The following is a 17,140-nucleotide window of genomic DNA, read 5'->3' on the forward strand; positions in this document are numbered from 1 at the left end:
ATAAAAGCGGCTGATTTATATCAGCCGCTTTTATAGATTCGTGTTTAATAACATTATCCTAAATACTCCATAAACGACGGGCAATCTTTTCTTCCCGCTGAAGAAAACACCGCCTATACTGCGCCGGTAGTTTATATGCAGTATCTCGTTTGGCGAGGCTCCTATACAAACACAGGTTACTGATCTGACGACATCGAGAGATGCCCAAGGTTAAGACAGGCTTTATCGGATTAAGGTTCAGCCCAAAGTAACTTCCGAGCAACAATTCGGATACGTTGTATAGTGCTAAAACCTGGACGCGGAGATAGGCAGTCTGCACTCCCTCTGTGGTTACGCCCCTATGCGATTCGCTGTTGAAGTTCAAAACAGAAATAGGGACTGACAATGATCAAGTCACATCAACATTATTCTTCTCCGGCGCTGAGCGCGACTGAAACTCTCGACGAGACCTCGGTCGCCGGCTATATGAACGCCGATTTTATTACTGTTCCCGCGACGATGACGGTCAATCATGCCCGGGAATATTTACTTTCACAGCTTAAAACGGACGAAATTCCCACCCAGGTATTTATTACCGCAGACGATTATCATCTGCGCGGCACGCTGTCGGTGAAAAAACTGCTGCAGTGCGACGAGCAGGATAAAGCGGTCGGCGTGATGATGGATCACAGCTATTTTCAGGTTTCCCCCGACGACGATCGCAACGACGTGGCGCATCTGCTCGGCAAGGGCGGCCTGGACGTGGTGCCGGTGGTGGCGAACAATACGCTGGTCGGCGTGCTGGGGGAGCGAGAGATCGCCCGCCTGGTCGAGGATGAAAATACCGAAGATGCGCAGCGCCAGGGCGCGAGCCTGCCGCTGGACAAGCCTTATCTGGAAACCAGCCCGTGGGCGCTGTGGCGCAAACGCTCGGTCTGGCTGCTGATGCTGTTCGTCGCCGAGGCTTACACCGGCAACGTGCTGAAGGCGTTTGAGGATCAGCTCGAAGCGGCGATTGCGCTGGCGTTCTTCATCCCGCTGCTGATCGGCACCGGCGGCAACAGCGGTACCCAGATCACCTCCACGCTGGTGCGTGCCATGGCGCTGGGCGAAGTCAGCTTGCGTAATCTGGGCGCGGTGATCCGCAAAGAGGTCACGACCTCGCTGCTGATCGCCGTCACCATCGGCCTGGCGGCCTGGGTGCGTGCCTGGATCATGGGCGTCGGCATGGAGGTGACGCTGGTGGTCAGCCTGTCGCTGGTGGCGATCACCGTGTGGAGCGCGATTGTCTCGTCGATCATTCCGATGCTGCTGAAACGGCTCGGTATCGATCCGGCGGTGGTGTCGGCGCCGTTTATCGCCACCTTTATCGACGGCACCGGCCTGATTATTTATTTCAAAATTGCCCAGTACGTCTTGGGAATTTAAACGGATCCCGCTCTAAAAAGGGCGGGAATGTAAAAAAGAGGAGGACGTTAAAAACCATGGATACCGACCAACCCCGATATTTAACGCAAGGGGCTTTTATCGATAACATTTAACCTGAGGACAAAATAATGGGAAACATGACTATTTTTATGGGGTTTCTGGCAATGATCAGCTCACTGGGCCTGTTGGCGGCCTATATGAGCACCAAATGGGATGATTGATGAACGCAAAAGATCCGCCTAGATGCATCCTCCCCGTAACCGCTGTTTATTATGGGGAGGATTTTTAGCGGCGCGCCGAACGCGCGGCCTGATACGGGAGTTGATAATAATGACGATTCTTATTCTGGGATTGCTCTACGCCATTTTAATGATCTCGGTGGGCGTTAATGAGATTTATTTTTATTCCACCGGAGAGTCCAATTTTCTTACCAGCCTCATGCTGACATTTTCCGGCAGTATGCTGCTGATCGCCTTTGTCTGGCAATTATCCGCTAAAGTAAAAAAATAAATCACCGTCCGAATGTGAGCAGCACAATGCAAAATGAAAAGCAGGCCGTGGCCAGAAACTCGATGATTGCCAGCGGGTTACTGGCTACGGGCAAGTTCGTCGCCGGCATTTTTACCGGCAGTATTGGCCTGATATCCGAAGGGATCCACTCTTTTACCGACTTTATCGCCACCAGCATCACCTGGCTGGCGGTGCGCATCAGCGATAAGCCCGCCGATGACGATCACCACTTCGGCCACGGCAAGGTGGAAAACCTGGCGGCGCTGTTCGAGGTGCTGCTGTTGTTGGGGGCCGCCGGCTGGATCGTTTATGAGGCGGGCAGCAGCCTGCTCGGGCAGCCGCATGAGATCGTCGCCGCGCCGGTGGTGATCGCGGTGCTGCTGATTTCCATCTGCGTCGATTTCTTCCGCGTGCGGGCGCTTAACCGCGTCGCCAAAGCGACCGACAGCGCGGCGCTGGAAGCGGATGCGCTGCATTTCTTCTCCGATATGCTTTCGTCCGGCGTGGTGCTGCTGGGCATGGTGTTTGTGCTGCTGGGCTTTGGCCGCGCGGACGCCATCGCCGCGCTGATCGTCGCCGGCTTTATCTTTGTCGCCGCGATCAAACTGGGTAAACGCTCCTTCGACTCGCTGATGGATGCCGCACCCGCCGGGGCCACCGAGGCGATCCGCGCCACGCTGGAGCGTTTTCCGGCGGTGCTGGCCTGCGACAGCGTGCGCATTCGCAACGCCGGTGCGGTGCTGTTCGTCGAAATCACGGTGGCGGTGTGCCGCACCTTGCCGCTGGAACGCATCGACGCGCTGAAGCGAGAGATCGTCGAGCGGCTGCGGGAGCCGTACGCCAGGGCGGAATTCACCGTCATTGCGGTGCCGCAGACCCGCAGCGATGAAGACATGGCGACGCGCATTCGGGCGATCGCCGCCAACCACGGCGCGCTGGTGCAAAATGTCACCTTGCAGCAGTTGCCGACGCGCATGGCGATCGGCATGGATTTGGCGGTGCCGGCCCACGCCAGCGTGGCGCAGGCGCATGACATCGCCACGGAGATAGAGGGGATCCTGCGTCAGGCGATCGGTGAAGACACCGAGATAGAGACCCACCTGGAGCCGCAGACGCCGCATTGGCTGACCAGCGAGGATGTCGATGCGACGGAACTGGCCGATATTCGGCGCATCCTGCAGTCGGCGCTGGAGCAGGGAGAGAGCGTGCAAGACGTACACAACGTCCGCGCGCGCAAGACCGACGGCGGTATCATCGTCAACTTCCACTGCCGGGTGTCGCCGGCGGTGACCATCGCCGCCGCGCACGACGCGGTCGATCTTGTCGAGCGGCGGCTGCGCTTGCTTTATCCGGCCATCACGCGCGCGATAGGGCACGTCGAGCCGATCAAACCCGGCATGTGAATCAGCTCGGCCAACTGCGGATAGAGCGCCGCGTTGGCCAACAGCAGCGGGTTGCCGCGCCGCAGCCCCTGTTTGAAGTCGACCGCCAGGCTTTGCCGCCGTTGATAAAAGCTGAAGGCGAGATCGGCGGCAGCGCGGGCGATCTCACGCGCAAAGCGGTAACGCGCCTCGATGTCCCGTGGGGAAAGTGAAGTCATGGCAGGCTCGATAGCAAAGAACGAATCGGGTTACCCTGCCATAAAAGGATGAAGGTAATGTGTCGCTCAGCGCGGCGGGTAAGAAAAACGTAGCAATATCATGGCATCAGGGGCCGAAAGCGGTTCGGTCGTGGCCCCGGCCGGTATTACCGAGCGCCAAAACGCCAACCCGCGCGGATTATCCGGGCTGACCGACAGCGACCAGCCGCCGGGGTGCTGCGCGAACAGGGCGCGGGCGGCCCGTTGCCCCATCCCGGTACGCCGCCATTCAGGCTTGATGTAGAACTCCGCCATTTCGACGGTGGCGCTGTCCAGGCGCCTGACCAACGCGAAACCGGCCGTTTGCCGATCGCTCAAAATCAAATAAGGGTAGCGGCCGGCCTCGCGCCAGTAGAGCGGCAGATAGGGGTATGCCTCATCGGCGCCCAGCTCGCGCAGGCAAGCGGACAGCATGGCCGCCAGCAGCGGCCGCTGTGCGCACGAGGCTGATACCAGGGAAAATGGCATGCTGTTCTCCGTCAAAAAACAGGCCGCCGCCCGGCGGCCTGTCTGGGTTAGCCCAGATTCAATCGGGCGGTGATGTCGGCAATCTCGCGGCGCCAGCGCGCCTGCAGCGCCGGTTTCTGGTGCTTCGGCTTGCGCGCCAGATCGTCCGCCAGTTTGCTTTCGAGGGTAAACAGGGCGGTCAACAGCGCGTCTTCGCCTTCCAGCCGCTCGGCCGGCGTCGGGTTTTCTGCGTTGGCTGGGTTCGCCGTCGGCAGCGCCGGCGCTTCGCCCGCCAGGCGCTGATACACCGGCGCCAGATCGTGCCACTCCTCCAGTTTTTGCTGGTCGATCAGCCAAAAGCGGTTGCAGCTCTGTTCGATCAGCATCCGGTCATGGGTGACCAACATGACGGCGCCGGCGAACTGGCGCAGCGTTTCCGCCAGCTCTTCTTTGCCCGCCATGTCCAGGTGGTTGGTGGGCTCGTCCAGCAGCAGCAGCGAATGGTTGGCCAGCGTCAGGCCGACGAACAGCAGCCGCGAACGCTCGCCGCCGCTCAGCGAACGGATCTGCTGATGGTGGCGCAGGTAAGGGAAACCGGCGCCGATCAGCGCCATTTTCCGCTGTTCCTCGGTCAGCGGCGCAAACTGCGCCAGCGCTTCGCTCAACGTGTCTTCATCGCGCAGCTGTTGCAGGCTCTGATCGTAATAGCCGATGCGCACGCGCGGGTGGAAGATCGCCGGGCGTTCGGTGGGCTGCTGATATGCCTGCCACAGCAAACGCAGCAGCGACGATTTGCCACAGCCGTTGCGCCCGACGATGGCGATGCGATCGCCGCTTTTGACGCGCAGATGCTCCAGGCTGAACAGCACCGGCGCATCCGGCGCCGGGCGCACGGCCCATTGCGGCAGCGCCAGCAGGCGATCGGCGTCCAGCGCCTCTCCCTGTAATCGCAGCCGCCACGGGCTGCCGGCGGTCAGGGTGGTCTGTTCTTCCTTCAACCGATCGACACGCTTTTCCATTTGCTTGGCTTTGCGCGCCAGATCTTCGTTGTCGTAGACCTTGCCCCAGGTCGCCAGGCGTTTAGCGCTTTTTTCCACCCGATCGATCTCTTTTTGCTCGGCCTGGCGACGGTGCTCATCCGCAGCGTCCTGTTCCGCCAGCGCGGCGCGCGCAGCGGAGCAGGGCAAACGGAAGCACTGCAGCGTTTTGTCGCGCAGGATCCAGGTGCAGTTGGTCACCTGGTCGAGCAAATAGCGATCGTGCGATACCAGCACGAAGCTGCCGCTCCAGCTGCGCAAGAACTGCTCCAGCCACAGCAGCGTGGGCAGATCCAGGTGGTTGCTGGGTTCGTCGAGCAGCAGCAGATCGGGCTGGCGGATCAGCGCGCGCGCCAGCAGCAGGCGGGTGTGCTGGCCGCCGCTGAGGGTGCCGGCGGTCAACGCCCAGCTCGCCGGTTCAAACCCCAGCTCGGCAAGCAGCGCTTCACAGCGCCAGCGTTCGCTGAGGTGTTGGCCCGCGGGTAACTGCGCCAGTACCGCATCCAGCAGGGTGCTGGCGTGCAGCTCAGACGGCAGGTGTTGTTCGATGCGCGCCATCAGGCATTGGTGTGACAATGTCACCATTCCGCTGTGGATGGGCAGGGCGCCGCTGAGCAGTTGCAGCAGGGTGCTTTTGCCGCAGCCGTTGTCGCCGATCAAACCGATGCGATCGCCTGTTTTCAGGCTGAAGGAAATCTCGCTCAGCAGGACGCCGAACGCGTTGTCGTAACCGACAGATTGTGCAGACAGTAGTGTGCTCATTGCTTACTCAAGAGTTACAGGCATGACAATGCCTATCGTCAAACATCGCTGACGACAACCCGGTAAGCCGGAGGGAAGATCCTGGATTTTAGTAAGCTTCGCTCAAGCTGGGTTATCGCAGCACGATACCGGTAATGCTTGAGCGGCGACGATTACCAAAGAAGTGTGAGTGAAAAAACAATTCACACGTCAGCATAGTCAGTCTCCTTTTATTGGTTGCGGGTTAATCGGTGGCAGGAGTATAGAGCGCTTTACGCCGAGCCGCCAGTGTCAAAGCGCCTGAATAATCAGCAGGCTAAGTACGGCGGCAGCGCGTGGCACACAATGGGAATAATTACTGTATTTCGGCCGACATTAAGCAGCTATTATAATTAGCGTTTATGGTTAAGCGACGGTTCATCCGCCGCCTGTTCGTCTGTCTATCAGATAATGATGCTGAGCACTGAATTTATGTTAAAGCCTCGTCCGTTCCTGCTGTTGTTGTTATTGCTGTTGGGTTTGCAGCTGACGCCGCTCGGCGCCGTCGCCGCCACCCAGGATGATCCCGCCGCCGAAAGCGCACCCGATCCCGCCACGCAGCTGAAAGCCGCGCAAAAGCAGTTGGACAGCATGAAACAGCTGGTGTCCAAAGCCACCACCGACACCCAGCTCAGCAAGCTGCGGCTGGCGACCGACGATCTGGTCGCGGGCATGGACAAACTGTCTGCCGATCTGCAGCCGCTGCAGGAGAAACTGCAGGCGCAGCTGGACGTTCTGGGGCCGGCGCCGGCGGCCGGCGCGCTGCCGGAAACCCCGGCGGTGGCCCAGCAGCGCAACGCGCTGAACAACAGCAAGAAACAGCTGGACGATGCGGTAAAACGCGCGCAGGCCATCAAAAGCAGCGCCTTCGATCTGGGGCAGCAGATCGGCGATCTGCGCCGGGTGGCGTTTAAAACCCAGCTGGCGCTGAATACCGGCAGTATTTTGGGCATCAAATTCTGGGCGCCGGTGGTGCAGCCGTCCGCGGATGACGTGCAGCGGCTGGATCAGTTCAACGCCGAGATGAAAGCGGCCTGGGACGCCAGCTGGCAGGACGAGTGGCGTTACGGCACGCTGGCATTGCTGGCGCTGGCGGTGATCGTCTGGTCCTGGGGGCGCTATTTTTCCGAGCGCTTCCTCGCCTGGGTCAGCATCCGTTTCCTGCCGGACGGGCGACTGCGCCGCAGCTTCATGGCGATCGTCACCGTGGCGGTGACGGTGATCACCACCTCGATCGCGCTGAACCTGCTGTATTACGTCTTTGTGCGCGTGCAGCCGCTGCCGGTGACGCTGGAGGATTTCGCCGAAGGCTTCAATCGCCTGGGGATTTTCTGCGCGCTGATCGCCGGGCTGGGGCGTGCGGCGCTGTCGTTGAATCGCCCGTCGTGGCGTCTGGCTTCCATGGATAACGACGTGGCCGCCGGGCTGCGTTACTTCTCGCCGCTGCTGGCCGGCCTGGCGCTGGCGTTCGGCACCGTCGAGCTTATCAACAACGTCGTCAGCGCCTCATTGGCCACCACCATCTTCGGCAACGGCCTGGTGGCGGGCCTGATCGGCATGGTGCTGCTGGCGGCGCCGCTGCGCGGCCAACGCATTCGTCGCCGTCTGGAACAGCAGGGCGCGCACCTGGAAAAACGCACGCTGATCGGCGGCCTGGTGCACATCGTTACCCTGGTCTGTTCGATGGTGATCCTGCTTTCCCTGCTCATCGGCTACATCGCCTTCGCCCGCTTCCTGACCTACCAGTTGATCTGGGTGGTGCTGGTGCTGATGGCGTTCTACTTTATGGTGCTGTTCGCCACCGATTTGTGCGCCGCGCTGTTTTCGCCGCAGACCGTCAGCGGCAAGATGCTGAAGAAAACTCTCAGCTTCAAGGATCGTCATCTGGAGCAGATGGCGATCATCACCACCGCGCTGGCCAAATGTTCACTGTTGCTGTTGATGATCGTCGCGCTGTTCAACGGCTCGTTCGGCAGCACCACGCCAGGCTCGCTAATGGAGAAAATCGTCTCCATTCTGACCGGTGAAGGGTTGCAGCGTTTCAACATCGTGCCCGGCAACTTGCTCAATGCCGTGATCTGCCTGGCGATCGGTATCTACATTCTGCGCGCGGTGCGGCGCTGGCTGGGATCCGAACTGCTGCCGAAAACCATTTCGGACGTCGGCATCCGCGCCTCGCTGGTGACGCTGTTCAGCAATATCGGCTATGTGCTGGTGATTCTGATCACCCTGGCGGCGCTGGGTATCCAATGGAGCAACCTGGCGTGGATCGTCAGCGCCCTGTCGGTCGGTATCGGTTTCGGTTTGCAGGAGATCGTGAAGAACTTTATTTCCGGCCTGATTCTGCTGACCGAGCGCCCGGTGAAGGTAGGGGATATGATCGGCATCGGCGGCGTGGAAGGCGACGTGCGGCGCATCAACGTACGCGCCACCGAAATCCAGCTCAGCGACCGTTCCACCATGATCGTGCCGAACTCGCAGCTGATCTCGCAGAACGTGCGCAACGCCACCATGGGCAACGCGCAAGGGGTGGTGACCATCGCGCTGACCTTCCCGACCTCCATCGATCCGGAGCAGGTGCGCAATATCTTGCTCAGCGCTTACAACGAGTACGAAACCATTCTGGAAACGCCGGCGCCTTATGTACGCTTCAGCCAGCTGGGGCCGGACGGCATTATCCTGAGCGTGACCGGCTACGTGCCGAGCCCGCGCATGGTCGGCGCCACCAAGAGCGAACTGCTGTTCAACATCCTCAAGCTGCTGCGCGCGCAGGAAGTGAGCTTGTCCAGCCCGCAGGAAGTGGTGTTCATGAAACAGCAGGCGACGCGATATCAGGCCAACGAAGAGGAGCAGTCTTCTTAGTTCAGGCCTGAGGCGGCGGGCCGTTTATCGACGGTCCGCCCAGCGCGGCTAGTACATCGACGGCTCCACCGATTGCGAGCAGTCGCTGTTGGCACCGGAGTTGCTGCAGGTATACGGCTCATTCGGCGACGCCGGCGGAGCATTTGACGGACCGCCACCGCCGCCGATACACCCGCTCAGCATCAGCATCAAAAACACGAGAATAATCTTCTTCATTCCACCGTCCTCCATTGCGATTTATCCCTTAAGTATATGTCGGGAAAGCGAACGCCACCGCTCGCCGGTGGATTTTCTCGCCGATGTGATGCCGCCGCCTGCGCGTTGACCTCAGCTGTTCTATGCTGGAGGCGGGGCAATTTCTACATCATCGACAGGGGACATCATGAACGAAAGCATCGTGGTCAGACCGCTGGAAGCGCGGGATTACGCCGCCTGGCTGGCGCTGTGGCAAGGGTATAACGCATTTTACGGCCGTGAGGGGGCAACGGCGCTGCCGGACGAGGTGACGCAGGCCACCTGGCGGCGTTTTTTCGACGCCTACGAACCGATGTTTGCGCTGGTCGCCGAACATCAGGGCCAGGTGGTCGGGTTGACGCACTATCTCCTGCACCGCAGCACCATCCAGCTACAGCCTAACTGTTATCTGCAGGATCTGTTCACGGCGCAGAGGGTGCGCGGCAAAGGCGTGGCGAGGGCGCTGATCGCGGCGGTCTATGAACGTGCGCAGCAGCTGGGGCTGCCGCGTGTTTACTGGAATACCCACGAAACCAACCAGACCGCCATGCGGCTGTATGACAAGGTGGCGGAGCGCCCCGGTTTTGTGATGTACCGCAAGGCGCTTTGACGCCGGGCGAAAAGAAAACGGGCGCCAAACGGCGCCCGGAGATGGGGGGTTAGAAATCGACCGTCGCCTGCAGGCTGAGGCTGCGCGGTTCGCCTTCAATCACGCGCAGGTTACCGGCGCTGGAGGCGTAGTATTCGCGGTTAAACAGGTTTTTCACATTCAGTTTCAGCTGAGTATGTTTGCCAAGCAGCTTGCTGTCCCAGGCGACAAAGGCATCCGCCACGGTGTAGGCCGGCATGGTGAAGCTGTTCTCCGGATCGCCGGCGCGGCGGCCGACATAGCGCGCACCGCCGCCCACGCGCACCTCGCCGGGCACCACCGGCAGCGTCATGCGGTGGCTGAGATACAGGCCGCCCATGTTGGTCGGGGCGTTGACCAGCCGGTTGCCGACGTTGGCCGGATTGAGGTTGTCTTCGACGATCTCGGTTTTATCGTAGCTGTAGTTGGCGGTGAGATCCCAGTTGGGCGCCACTTCGCCGTTCAACTCCAGTTCAGCACCGGTGGATCGCGCCTTGGGAATGCTGCGGGTCACGCCGTTGATAAAGATCGACATATTGCTTTCTTCAATACGATAGAGCGCCAGCGTGGCGTCGAACGCCGGGGTGATCTGCCATTTGCCGCCCACCTCATAGGTGGTGCCGGTTTCCGGCGTGGCGACGTTGCCGTTATCGTCGATGGCGGTGGACGGCGTGAAGGAACGGCTGTAGTTACCGTACAGAGACAGGTTCGGCGTCAGCTTATACACCAGCCCCGCCTGCGGCAAAAACTGATCGTCTTTGTCATTGAGCGTATTTTTCGGCTTCTGGAAACCGTTGCTGTTGTTCTGGTAATACGACTGATAGCGGGCGCCGAGCACCGCAATCCACCGGTCGGTGAGATGAATGCTGTCCTTGGCGTACAGGGAGCGGCTGAACAGCGTCGTGCGCAGGTTGCTCAATGCGTCGTTGTAGGTGGTGCTGTCGGTGACGGGCGCTTCGCCATACGCCGGATCGTACATGTTGAACGTCTTCGACACCTTGCCGCGATAGGAGTAGGCCTTGTAAGTCTGGTTCTTCTCGTAGTCCACGCCCAGCAGCAGATCGTGTTGCATGCCGAACACTTCCGGCGAACCGGTCACATCCCAGGAATAATAATCGGTCTGGTGATTGAAGCCGCGGTTGGCGTCGGCGCGGCGCGAAACGATGCCGGTCGCGGTGTCGATCGCGGTGGCGCGCACTTCGTTGCTGTCGTAACGGCGCTGCAGCCAGGCGTAGTTGAGGCGGGTGGTCCAGATCGGATCCAGCGCATATTCATAATGGGCGTTCAGACGTTTGTTCTTGCCCCAGGCGCGGTTGGCGTAGTCATCCAGCCGGCGGTTATAGGGCACATCGACCGGTTTGCCGTCGATAAACGCGGTGCCGCGATCGTAAGGAATGTCGTATTTGTACTCGCTGTAGGCGATGTTAAAGGAAGCCTGGTCGCCGAACCAGCTGAGTGAAGGAGCGATCAGCGTGTGTTCGTCGCTGCCGAAGTTACGCCAGTAATCCTCGTGCTGGCGCTCGGCGATCAGGCGGAAGGCGAAGCCGCCGCCCAGCGGGCCGGTCACATCGACGCTGCCGCTGCCGCCGCCGAAGCTGTTGGTGGCGCCGCTAATGCGGGTGTTCCAGTCATACTGCGGTTTTTTGCTGATCAGGTTGATGACGCCGCCGGGGCTGAGGATGCCATACAGCAGCGAAGCGGAACCTTTCAGCACCTCGACGCGATCGGTGGTGGCGTCCATGCTCAGCCCCTGGTTGCTGCGCACGCCGTCGATGAACACCGAACCGTCGGAGTTAACCCCGAAACCGCGTTTGACGAAGCCATCCTCGGTGCCGCCGAGCGTGTTACCCTGGGTGACGCCGCTGACGAATTTCATCGCGTCATTGACGCTTTTGACCTGGAAGTCGTCAATCACCTGCGAGGTAACGACGCTGACCGATTGCGGCAGTTCACCGATTGGCGTGGCGGTTTTGCTGCCGGTTGAGGCGGTATCGGCGCTATAGCTGCCGGCAGGCAGGGCGGTGGCGGTCACCGTGATGGCGTCTTCCTTTTTTGCGTCGGGCGCGGCGGCGATCGCCAGGGCGGGGAACAGGCCGGCAAGCAGGGGCAGCGTACGAAGAACGTGATTTTTATTTCTTTTATTGGGGTGGCGAAGAACTGACTGGTGCATATCATTCCATGTTAAATTATAAATAATAACGATTATCATTATAATTATTGTTTACTTGGCTTGCATAGAGGGCAAAGGAGAGATCCGCGCATTGCCCGATTTTATTTTGTCATCAAAGAAAAAGACGGTGGTTTTAGCGATAAAAATCCGACGAGTTGACCATAATGATCAAGACGGTCGGGATGCCTTGGCAGTTTCTGCGCCAGATGGGTGAGTATCGTCAATATATTGATACACAAATATATTTTTCCTTGATGAATAAACAGGTGTCCGAGCCGGTAAAACTGGCAATAATAGTGGGGTCGGTCGTTAATATTCTTCTCATTGCCGACGGGCATGACGCCAACAGATTGTCACCTTACGCAAGCGGAAGTCTCTGGATCCAAGATGCAAACCACTTCGTTGTCCGCTACCCGGAAAATCTGGCCTGCGATCACCGTTTTCTTGCTGGTGTTCGTACTGTGCCTGCTGGGTATCCTGAGCCGCCCCGGTGGCTTTCTGGCGATATTCTGGCCGGCGAATGCCGTGCTGCTGGCGGTATTGGTCCGCCGTCCGCAGTGGGCCACGGGCGCCGGTTGGGGAATGGCGGTGCTGGGTTATCTGGCGGCGGATCTGCTGACCGGCAGTTCGTTGGAAAAGGCGCTGCTGCTGAACGCCGCCAACCTGACCGGCGTAGTGGTAGGGTATCTGATGTTCATGCGGCTCTCGCCGCCGGCACGCATGTTGCAGCGCGGCGCTTCCAGCATGTACCTGTTCGCTATCTGCCTGGCCGCCGCCGCCGCTACCGGCGTAGTGGGGGCCGTTGCCTCGCAGTGGTTGTTCGGCAAACCCTATCTGACCTCGGTGGTGCTGTGGTTCTCTTCCGAATTCACCAATTACGTCACGCTGATGCCGTTTATTCTGGTCTTTCCCGCCGATGGGCACCTGCGCCTGCGCGCGGCCTGCGCCATGCTGATGCAGCGCCGCCAGTGGACGCATGTGGGGCGGAAACTGGCCGTATTGGCGCTGCTGGTGCTGGCGGCGGTTTGCAGCGTGCTGATCGGCGGCCCCGGCGCCGTGATCTTCCCGATGCCGGGGCTGCTGTGGCTGGCGATGTCCTTTTCGCTGTTCAGCACCATGATCGCGGTCCTGGTTTACGTGCTGTGGTGCCATCTGGCGATCGATTTTGGGTTGCTGAGCACGACGCTCGACATGAAGGTGTTGCAAAACGCGGTGTCGATGCGTTTGGGCATCGCGCTGTTGGCGCTGGGGCCGATCGCCGTCGCCAGCATGAACTATGCGCGCAACGCGCTGTTACGCACGCTGGAGCACGTGGCCAATCACGATGCGTTGACGCACGTACTGACGCGCAATGCGTTTATGCAGCGCGGTGAGCGGGTGATCGACCAAAAAGGCGAGCTGGTGTGCGTCATGATGCTCGATATCGACTATTTCAAATCGATTAACGATCGTTTCGGCCATGCCGGCGGCGATCAGGCGCTGATGGCCTTTACCCGGGCGATCGCCGCCGATCTGAGCGTCGACGATCTGTTCGGCCGCATGGGGGGCGAAGAGTTTGCCATCGTCTCGACGCTTGGCCAGCCGCAGCAGGGGTTGCAACTGGCCGAACGGCTGCGGCAACGCATCGAAGCGGAGTCGATCACCATGCCGGCCGGCCATCCGCTGCAGATCACCGTCAGCATCGGTATGGTGACCTGCCTGGGCGGTTCCGGCCACAGCCTGGCCGATCTGCTGAAGCTGGCCGATCTGGCGGTGTACAAAGCAAAACACGCCGGCCGTAACCGCGTCGCCACGCCGGAATTTTCCCCCTCGGTTGATGGCGAACGCTGAACTTCCGATCCGGGCCGCGCACAGGCCGTCTAAACTGGTAGGGCGCGCAGGCGACTTCGCCCGCGTATTTCTCTCCAACGCTAAAACGGAGACGCCGATGGCCAGAATTACGCAACATCTGTGGTTTGAAAAAGAGATGGAAGCAGCGTTGAACTGTTATGTCGCGCTGATCCCCGGTTCGTCCGTGAACTGGTTTTCCGAGCTGCCGGCCGAGACGCCGAGTGGCCCCGCCGGCAGCGTCAAGCTGGCGTCCTTCACCCTGGGCGACCAGCGCTATGCGGCGATAGAAGCCGGGCCGCTGGATCCGTTCAACCACAGCTTTTCCATCATGGTGGAGTGCGACGATCAGGCGGAAGTGGACAGGCTGTGGGAAACGCTGAGCGACGGCGGCGAGGCGGAGCAGTGCGGCTGGCTGCGCGATCGCTGGGGGCTGTGTTGGCAGATCGTGCCGCGGCGCCTGACGGAACTGATGAACGATCCCGACGCCGCGCGCGTGCGGCGGGTGACGGAGGCGATGCTGATGATGGGCAAAATCGACATCGCCGGCCTGGAAGCGGCGGCGCGGGACTAGCGGCTGGCGCCGCGCTTGCATCAATCTGCTGCACCTCAAGCTCAGTATTTATCATTTGTCAGCCGCCGGCGTTCGCGGCATGGTGACGGCAACGCCAAATCAGTCAGGAACAGTTATGCAAAAATCACAGATTCAACCGTGGGTTGCGCAGCATCCGCTGTTGCAACGAATGGTCGCCCTCGAGCCGATCACCTGGTTCAATCCGCGCGCGACAACGCTGGCCGCAGGCTTGCCCCATGTCGGCCTGAGCGCCGCCGACGTCGCCGCAGCGGAGCAGCGCCTGGCGCGCTTCGCGCCTTATCTCGCCGTGGCCTTCCCCGAGACTCAAGCGACCGGGGGGATTATCGAATCCGAACTGGTGGCGATCCCCGCCATGCAGCAGGCGTTGGATCGGCGCTACGGGCTGCGGCTTGGCGGGAAGCTGCTGCTGAAAAAGGACAGCCATCTGCCGATCTCCGGCTCAATCAAGGCGCGCGGCGGCATCTACGAGGTGCTGACGCACGCGGAGACGCTGGCGCTGGCGGCGGGGCTGCTGCAGACCGGCGACGACTACGCCCGGCTGTTTTCCGACGAGTTTCGTCAGTTCTTCAGCCAGTACCGCATCGCCGTCGGATCGACCGGCAATCTGGGGTTGTCGATCGGCATCATCAGCGCCCGGCTGGGGTTTGACGTCAGCGTGCACATGTCGGCGGATGCGCGGGCGTGGAAGAAACAAAAGCTGCGCGATAACGGCGTCACGGTGGTGGAGTACGCCGAAGATTACGGCGTGGCGGTCGAACAGGGGCGCAAACAGGCGGCGAACGATCCGCGCTGCTTCTTTATCGACGATGAAAACTCGCAGACCCTGTTCCTCGGCTACGCGGTGGCCGGCGGCCGCCTGAAGCGGCAGTTCGCCGAACAGGGCATCGTGGTGGACGCGCAGCACCCGCTGTTCGTGTATCTGCCGTGCGGCGTCGGCGGCGGGCCGGGCGGCGTGGCGTTTGGCCTCAAGCTGGCGTTCGGCGATCACGTTCACTGTATTTTCGCCGAACCAACCCATTCGCCCTGCATGCTGCTCGGCGTCTACAGCGGGTTGCATGACGGCATTGCGGTGCAAGATCTCGGTATCGATAACCGCACCGCGGCGGACGGGCTGGCGGTAGGGCGCGCCTCCGGCTTTGTCGGCCGGGCGATGGAGCGCCTGCTGAGCGCGTTTTACACCCTGAGCGACGAAGAGATGTTTGCGCTGCTCGGGCTGTTGGACAAGCACGAGCATCTTCAGCTGGAGCCGTCTGCGCTGGCCGGCATGGCCGGGCCGTGGCGCGTTGCAGCCCATGCGAAGGCGCTCAGCGAGCAAGGCATCAGCGCCGAGAGTCTGGCGCAGGCGACGCACCTGGTGTGGGCGACCGGTGGTGGCATGGTGCCGCCGGTGGAAATGGCGAAGTATCTCGCCGCCGGGCAGGCGGAATAAGGCGCAGTAAAAAGGGGCGAAAATCGCCCCTGATTGTCTGCCGCGCGGTTACAGCTGTTCGCCGTTGCTGGCGATCACCCGGCGGTACCAGTCGAAGCTCTTCTTGCGCGAACGCTCGAGCGTGCCGGTGCCGTCGTCATGCTTGTCGACGTAAATGAAGCCGTAGCGTTTGCCGTACTCGCCGGTGGTGAACGACACGCAGTCGATGCAGCCCCACGGCGTATAGCCGATCAGGTCTACGCCGTCTTCAATCACCGCTTTCTTCATCTCTTCGATATGGGCGCGCAGATAGTCGATGCGATAGTCATCGTTGATCCGGCCGTCCGCTTCCACCTTGTCGAAGGCACCGAAGCCGTTCTCCACGATAAACAGCGGCTTCTGGTAGCGTTCATACAGCACGTTCAGCGAATAGCGCAGCCCGACCGGATCGATCTGCCAGCCCCAGTCGGAAGCTTTGACGTGCGGGTTCGGCACGTTGCCCGGGAAGCCGAACATGCCGTCGCTGCCGTCCACCGCGTTAGCCTGCAGGGCGTTGCTCATGTAATAGCTGAAGCCGATGTAGTCGGTGCAGCCCTCGCGCAGGATCTGCGCGTCCTGCGGCTGCATCTCGATCTTCAGCCCCTTGCGTTCCCAATCGCGCAGCAGGTAGCTCGGGTAGTAGCCGCGCATCTGCACGTCGGTATACAGATAGCGCTGGTGCATCGCCTCGACGGCGTACATCACGTCGTCCGGCTTGCAGGAATACGGGTAGAACGGCACGCAGGCCAGCATGCAGCCAATCTTGAATTCCGGGTTGATCTGATGGCCGAGTTTGACCACCTGCGCGCTGGCGACGAACTGGTGGTGCAGCACCTGGTACAGCGCCTGTTCCGGGTTGTCTTCCCGGGTGTAATCCACGCCGGAGCAGCAGTAGCCGAACAGCGGATAGCGATAGTTGCTCTGGTTGTTGATCTCGTTGAAGGTCATCCAGTACTTCACTTTTTCGCGGTAGCGGCGCATCACCACCTCGCTGAAGCGCACGAAGAACTCCACCACCCGGCGATTTTTCCAGCCGCCGTAGGCCTTCACCAGATGGTAAGGCATTTCGAAGTGGGACAGGGTGATCACCGGCTGGATGCCGTATTTCAGCAGTTCGTCGAACAGATCGTCGTAAAACTGCAGACCGGCCTCGTTCGGCGTCGTTTCGTCGCCGTTCGGGAAGATGCGCGTCCAGGCGATCGAGGTGCGGAAGCATTTGAAGCCCATCTCGGCGAACAGCGCCACGTCCTGCTTATAGCGGCCGTAGAAATCCACCGCTTCGTGGTTAGGGTAGCGATAGCCGTCGAGCACGCCGTCGGTCATCACGCGATCCACGCCGTGCGAGCCGCCGGACAGCACGTCGGCGATGCTGGGCCCTTTGCCGCCCCGATCCCAACCGCCTTCAACCTGGTGCGCGGCGACCGCGCCCCCCCACAGAAAATCCTTCGGCAACTGTTTCATCGTCAATGTCTCATCGGTTTATTTAATGAAGGGTAATAACGCTGCGTTGAGAATAGAGTAGCAAGACCGAAAGAAATGTCACGATATAACAAACCA

The 17,140-nt window shown here is 60.5% G+C and carries 15 protein-coding genes and 1 riboswitch; of the genes, 9 read left to right on the forward strand and 6 right to left on the reverse strand.

The annotated features are described in order from the left end of the window. Positions 1–137: 137 nt before the first annotated feature. A riboswitch (M-box (ykoK) riboswitch) is annotated at positions 138–311 on the forward strand. Between the two features lie 73 nt (positions 312–384). The 4 genes from M6G53_RS00550 to M6G53_RS00565 all read left to right on the forward strand — a co-directional run bounded on the left by M6G53_RS00550 (position 385) and on the right by M6G53_RS00565 (position 3,320). Beyond that, positions 385–1,407 (forward strand): magnesium transporter, encoded by a 1,023-nt coding sequence (locus tag M6G53_RS00550; protein WP_253328281.1) that lies wholly within the window; start codon positions 385–387, stop codon positions 1,405–1,407. 128 nt (positions 1,408–1,535) lie between these two features. Then, the gene (gene mgtS / locus M6G53_RS00555) at positions 1,536–1,628 is read left to right on the forward strand and encodes a protein MgtS (protein ID WP_004938109.1); all 93 of its coding nucleotides are present in this window, start codon (positions 1,536–1,538) and stop codon (positions 1,626–1,628) included. A 109-nt stretch (positions 1,629–1,737) separates the two neighbouring features. Continuing rightward, positions 1,738–1,917: a hypothetical protein gene (locus M6G53_RS00560; protein ID WP_366519470.1), complete on the forward strand. Its 180-nt coding sequence runs from the start codon at positions 1,738–1,740 to the stop codon at positions 1,915–1,917. Positions 1,918–1,943: 26 nt separating this feature from the next. Further along, on the forward strand, positions 1,944–3,320 hold the full coding sequence (locus M6G53_RS00565; protein ID WP_253328283.1) for a cation diffusion facilitator family transporter: 1,377 nt from the start codon (positions 1,944–1,946) through the stop codon (positions 3,318–3,320). Here M6G53_RS00565 and M6G53_RS00570 read toward each other — a convergent pair. From M6G53_RS00570 to M6G53_RS00580, 3 genes are all read right to left on the reverse strand, one after another. Continuing rightward, on the reverse strand, positions 3,263–3,517 hold the full coding sequence (locus M6G53_RS00570) for a hypothetical protein (protein ID WP_253328284.1): 255 nt from the start codon (positions 3,515–3,517) through the stop codon (positions 3,263–3,265). The two genes, M6G53_RS00565 and M6G53_RS00570, sit on opposite strands and share 58 nt — an antisense overlap. Before the next feature lie 66 nt (positions 3,518–3,583). After that, entirely contained in the window at positions 3,584–4,024 is a 441-nt protein-coding gene (locus tag M6G53_RS00575) for a GNAT family N-acetyltransferase (RefSeq protein ID WP_253328285.1), read from the reverse strand. Between the two features lie 47 nt (positions 4,025–4,071). Continuing rightward, a complete protein-coding gene (locus tag M6G53_RS00580) occupies positions 4,072–5,802 on the reverse strand; it encodes an ABC-F family ATP-binding cassette domain-containing protein (RefSeq protein WP_253328286.1) in 1,731 nt (576 codons plus the stop codon). A 450-nt stretch (positions 5,803–6,252) separates the two neighbouring features. On the opposite strand from M6G53_RS00580, the gene M6G53_RS00585 reads away from it, so the two are divergent. Then, positions 6,253–8,682: a DUF3772 domain-containing protein gene (locus M6G53_RS00585; RefSeq protein WP_253328287.1), complete on the forward strand. Its 2,430-nt coding sequence runs from the start codon at positions 6,253–6,255 to the stop codon at positions 8,680–8,682. A 48-nt stretch (positions 8,683–8,730) separates the two neighbouring features. Here the strand turns inward: M6G53_RS00585 and M6G53_RS00590 are convergent, their stop codons facing one another. Next, positions 8,731–8,898 (reverse strand): hypothetical protein, encoded by a 168-nt coding sequence (locus M6G53_RS00590; protein ID WP_253328288.1) that lies wholly within the window; start codon positions 8,896–8,898, stop codon positions 8,731–8,733. Positions 8,899–9,064: 166 nt separating this feature from the next. On the opposite strand from M6G53_RS00590, the gene M6G53_RS00595 reads away from it, so the two are divergent. Further along, positions 9,065–9,526 carry a GNAT family N-acetyltransferase gene (locus M6G53_RS00595; protein WP_253328289.1) on the forward strand — a complete coding sequence of 154 codons (462 nt, stop codon included), beginning with the start codon at positions 9,065–9,067 and terminating at the stop codon, positions 9,524–9,526. Positions 9,527–9,575: 49 nt separating this feature from the next. Here the strand turns inward: M6G53_RS00595 and M6G53_RS00600 are convergent, their stop codons facing one another. Continuing rightward, complete coding sequence (locus tag M6G53_RS00600; protein ID WP_436286506.1) at positions 9,576–11,714, reverse strand: TonB-dependent siderophore receptor; 2,139 nt, start codon at positions 11,712–11,714, stop codon at positions 9,576–9,578. A 387-nt stretch (positions 11,715–12,101) separates the two neighbouring features. On the opposite strand from M6G53_RS00600, the gene M6G53_RS00605 reads away from it, so the two are divergent. The 3 genes from M6G53_RS00605 to dsdA all read left to right on the forward strand — a co-directional run bounded on the left by M6G53_RS00605 (position 12,102) and on the right by dsdA (position 15,565). After that, a complete protein-coding gene (locus M6G53_RS00605) occupies positions 12,102–13,544 on the forward strand; it encodes a sensor domain-containing diguanylate cyclase (protein ID WP_253328290.1) in 1,443 nt (480 codons plus the stop codon). 97 nt (positions 13,545–13,641) lie between these two features. Continuing rightward, entirely contained in the window at positions 13,642–14,115 is a 474-nt protein-coding gene (locus M6G53_RS00610) for a VOC family protein (protein WP_253328291.1), read from the forward strand. A 115-nt stretch (positions 14,116–14,230) separates the two neighbouring features. Continuing rightward, positions 14,231–15,565 carry a D-serine ammonia-lyase gene (gene dsdA / locus M6G53_RS00615; RefSeq protein WP_253328292.1) on the forward strand — a complete coding sequence of 445 codons (1,335 nt, stop codon included), beginning with the start codon at positions 14,231–14,233 and terminating at the stop codon, positions 15,563–15,565. A gap of 48 nt (positions 15,566–15,613) precedes the next feature. Here dsdA and M6G53_RS00620 read toward each other — a convergent pair whose 3' ends face one another. Continuing rightward, positions 15,614–17,050 carry a 6-phospho-beta-glucosidase gene (locus M6G53_RS00620; protein ID WP_301286067.1) on the reverse strand — a complete coding sequence of 479 codons (1,437 nt, stop codon included), beginning with the start codon at positions 17,048–17,050 and terminating at the stop codon, positions 15,614–15,616. Between the last annotated feature and the right edge of the window lie 90 nt (positions 17,051–17,140).

Origin of the sequence: Serratia nevei (genome assembly GCF_024160145.1) — a bacterium.
GTDB lineage: Bacteria > Pseudomonadota > Gammaproteobacteria > Enterobacterales > Enterobacteriaceae > Serratia > Serratia nevei_A.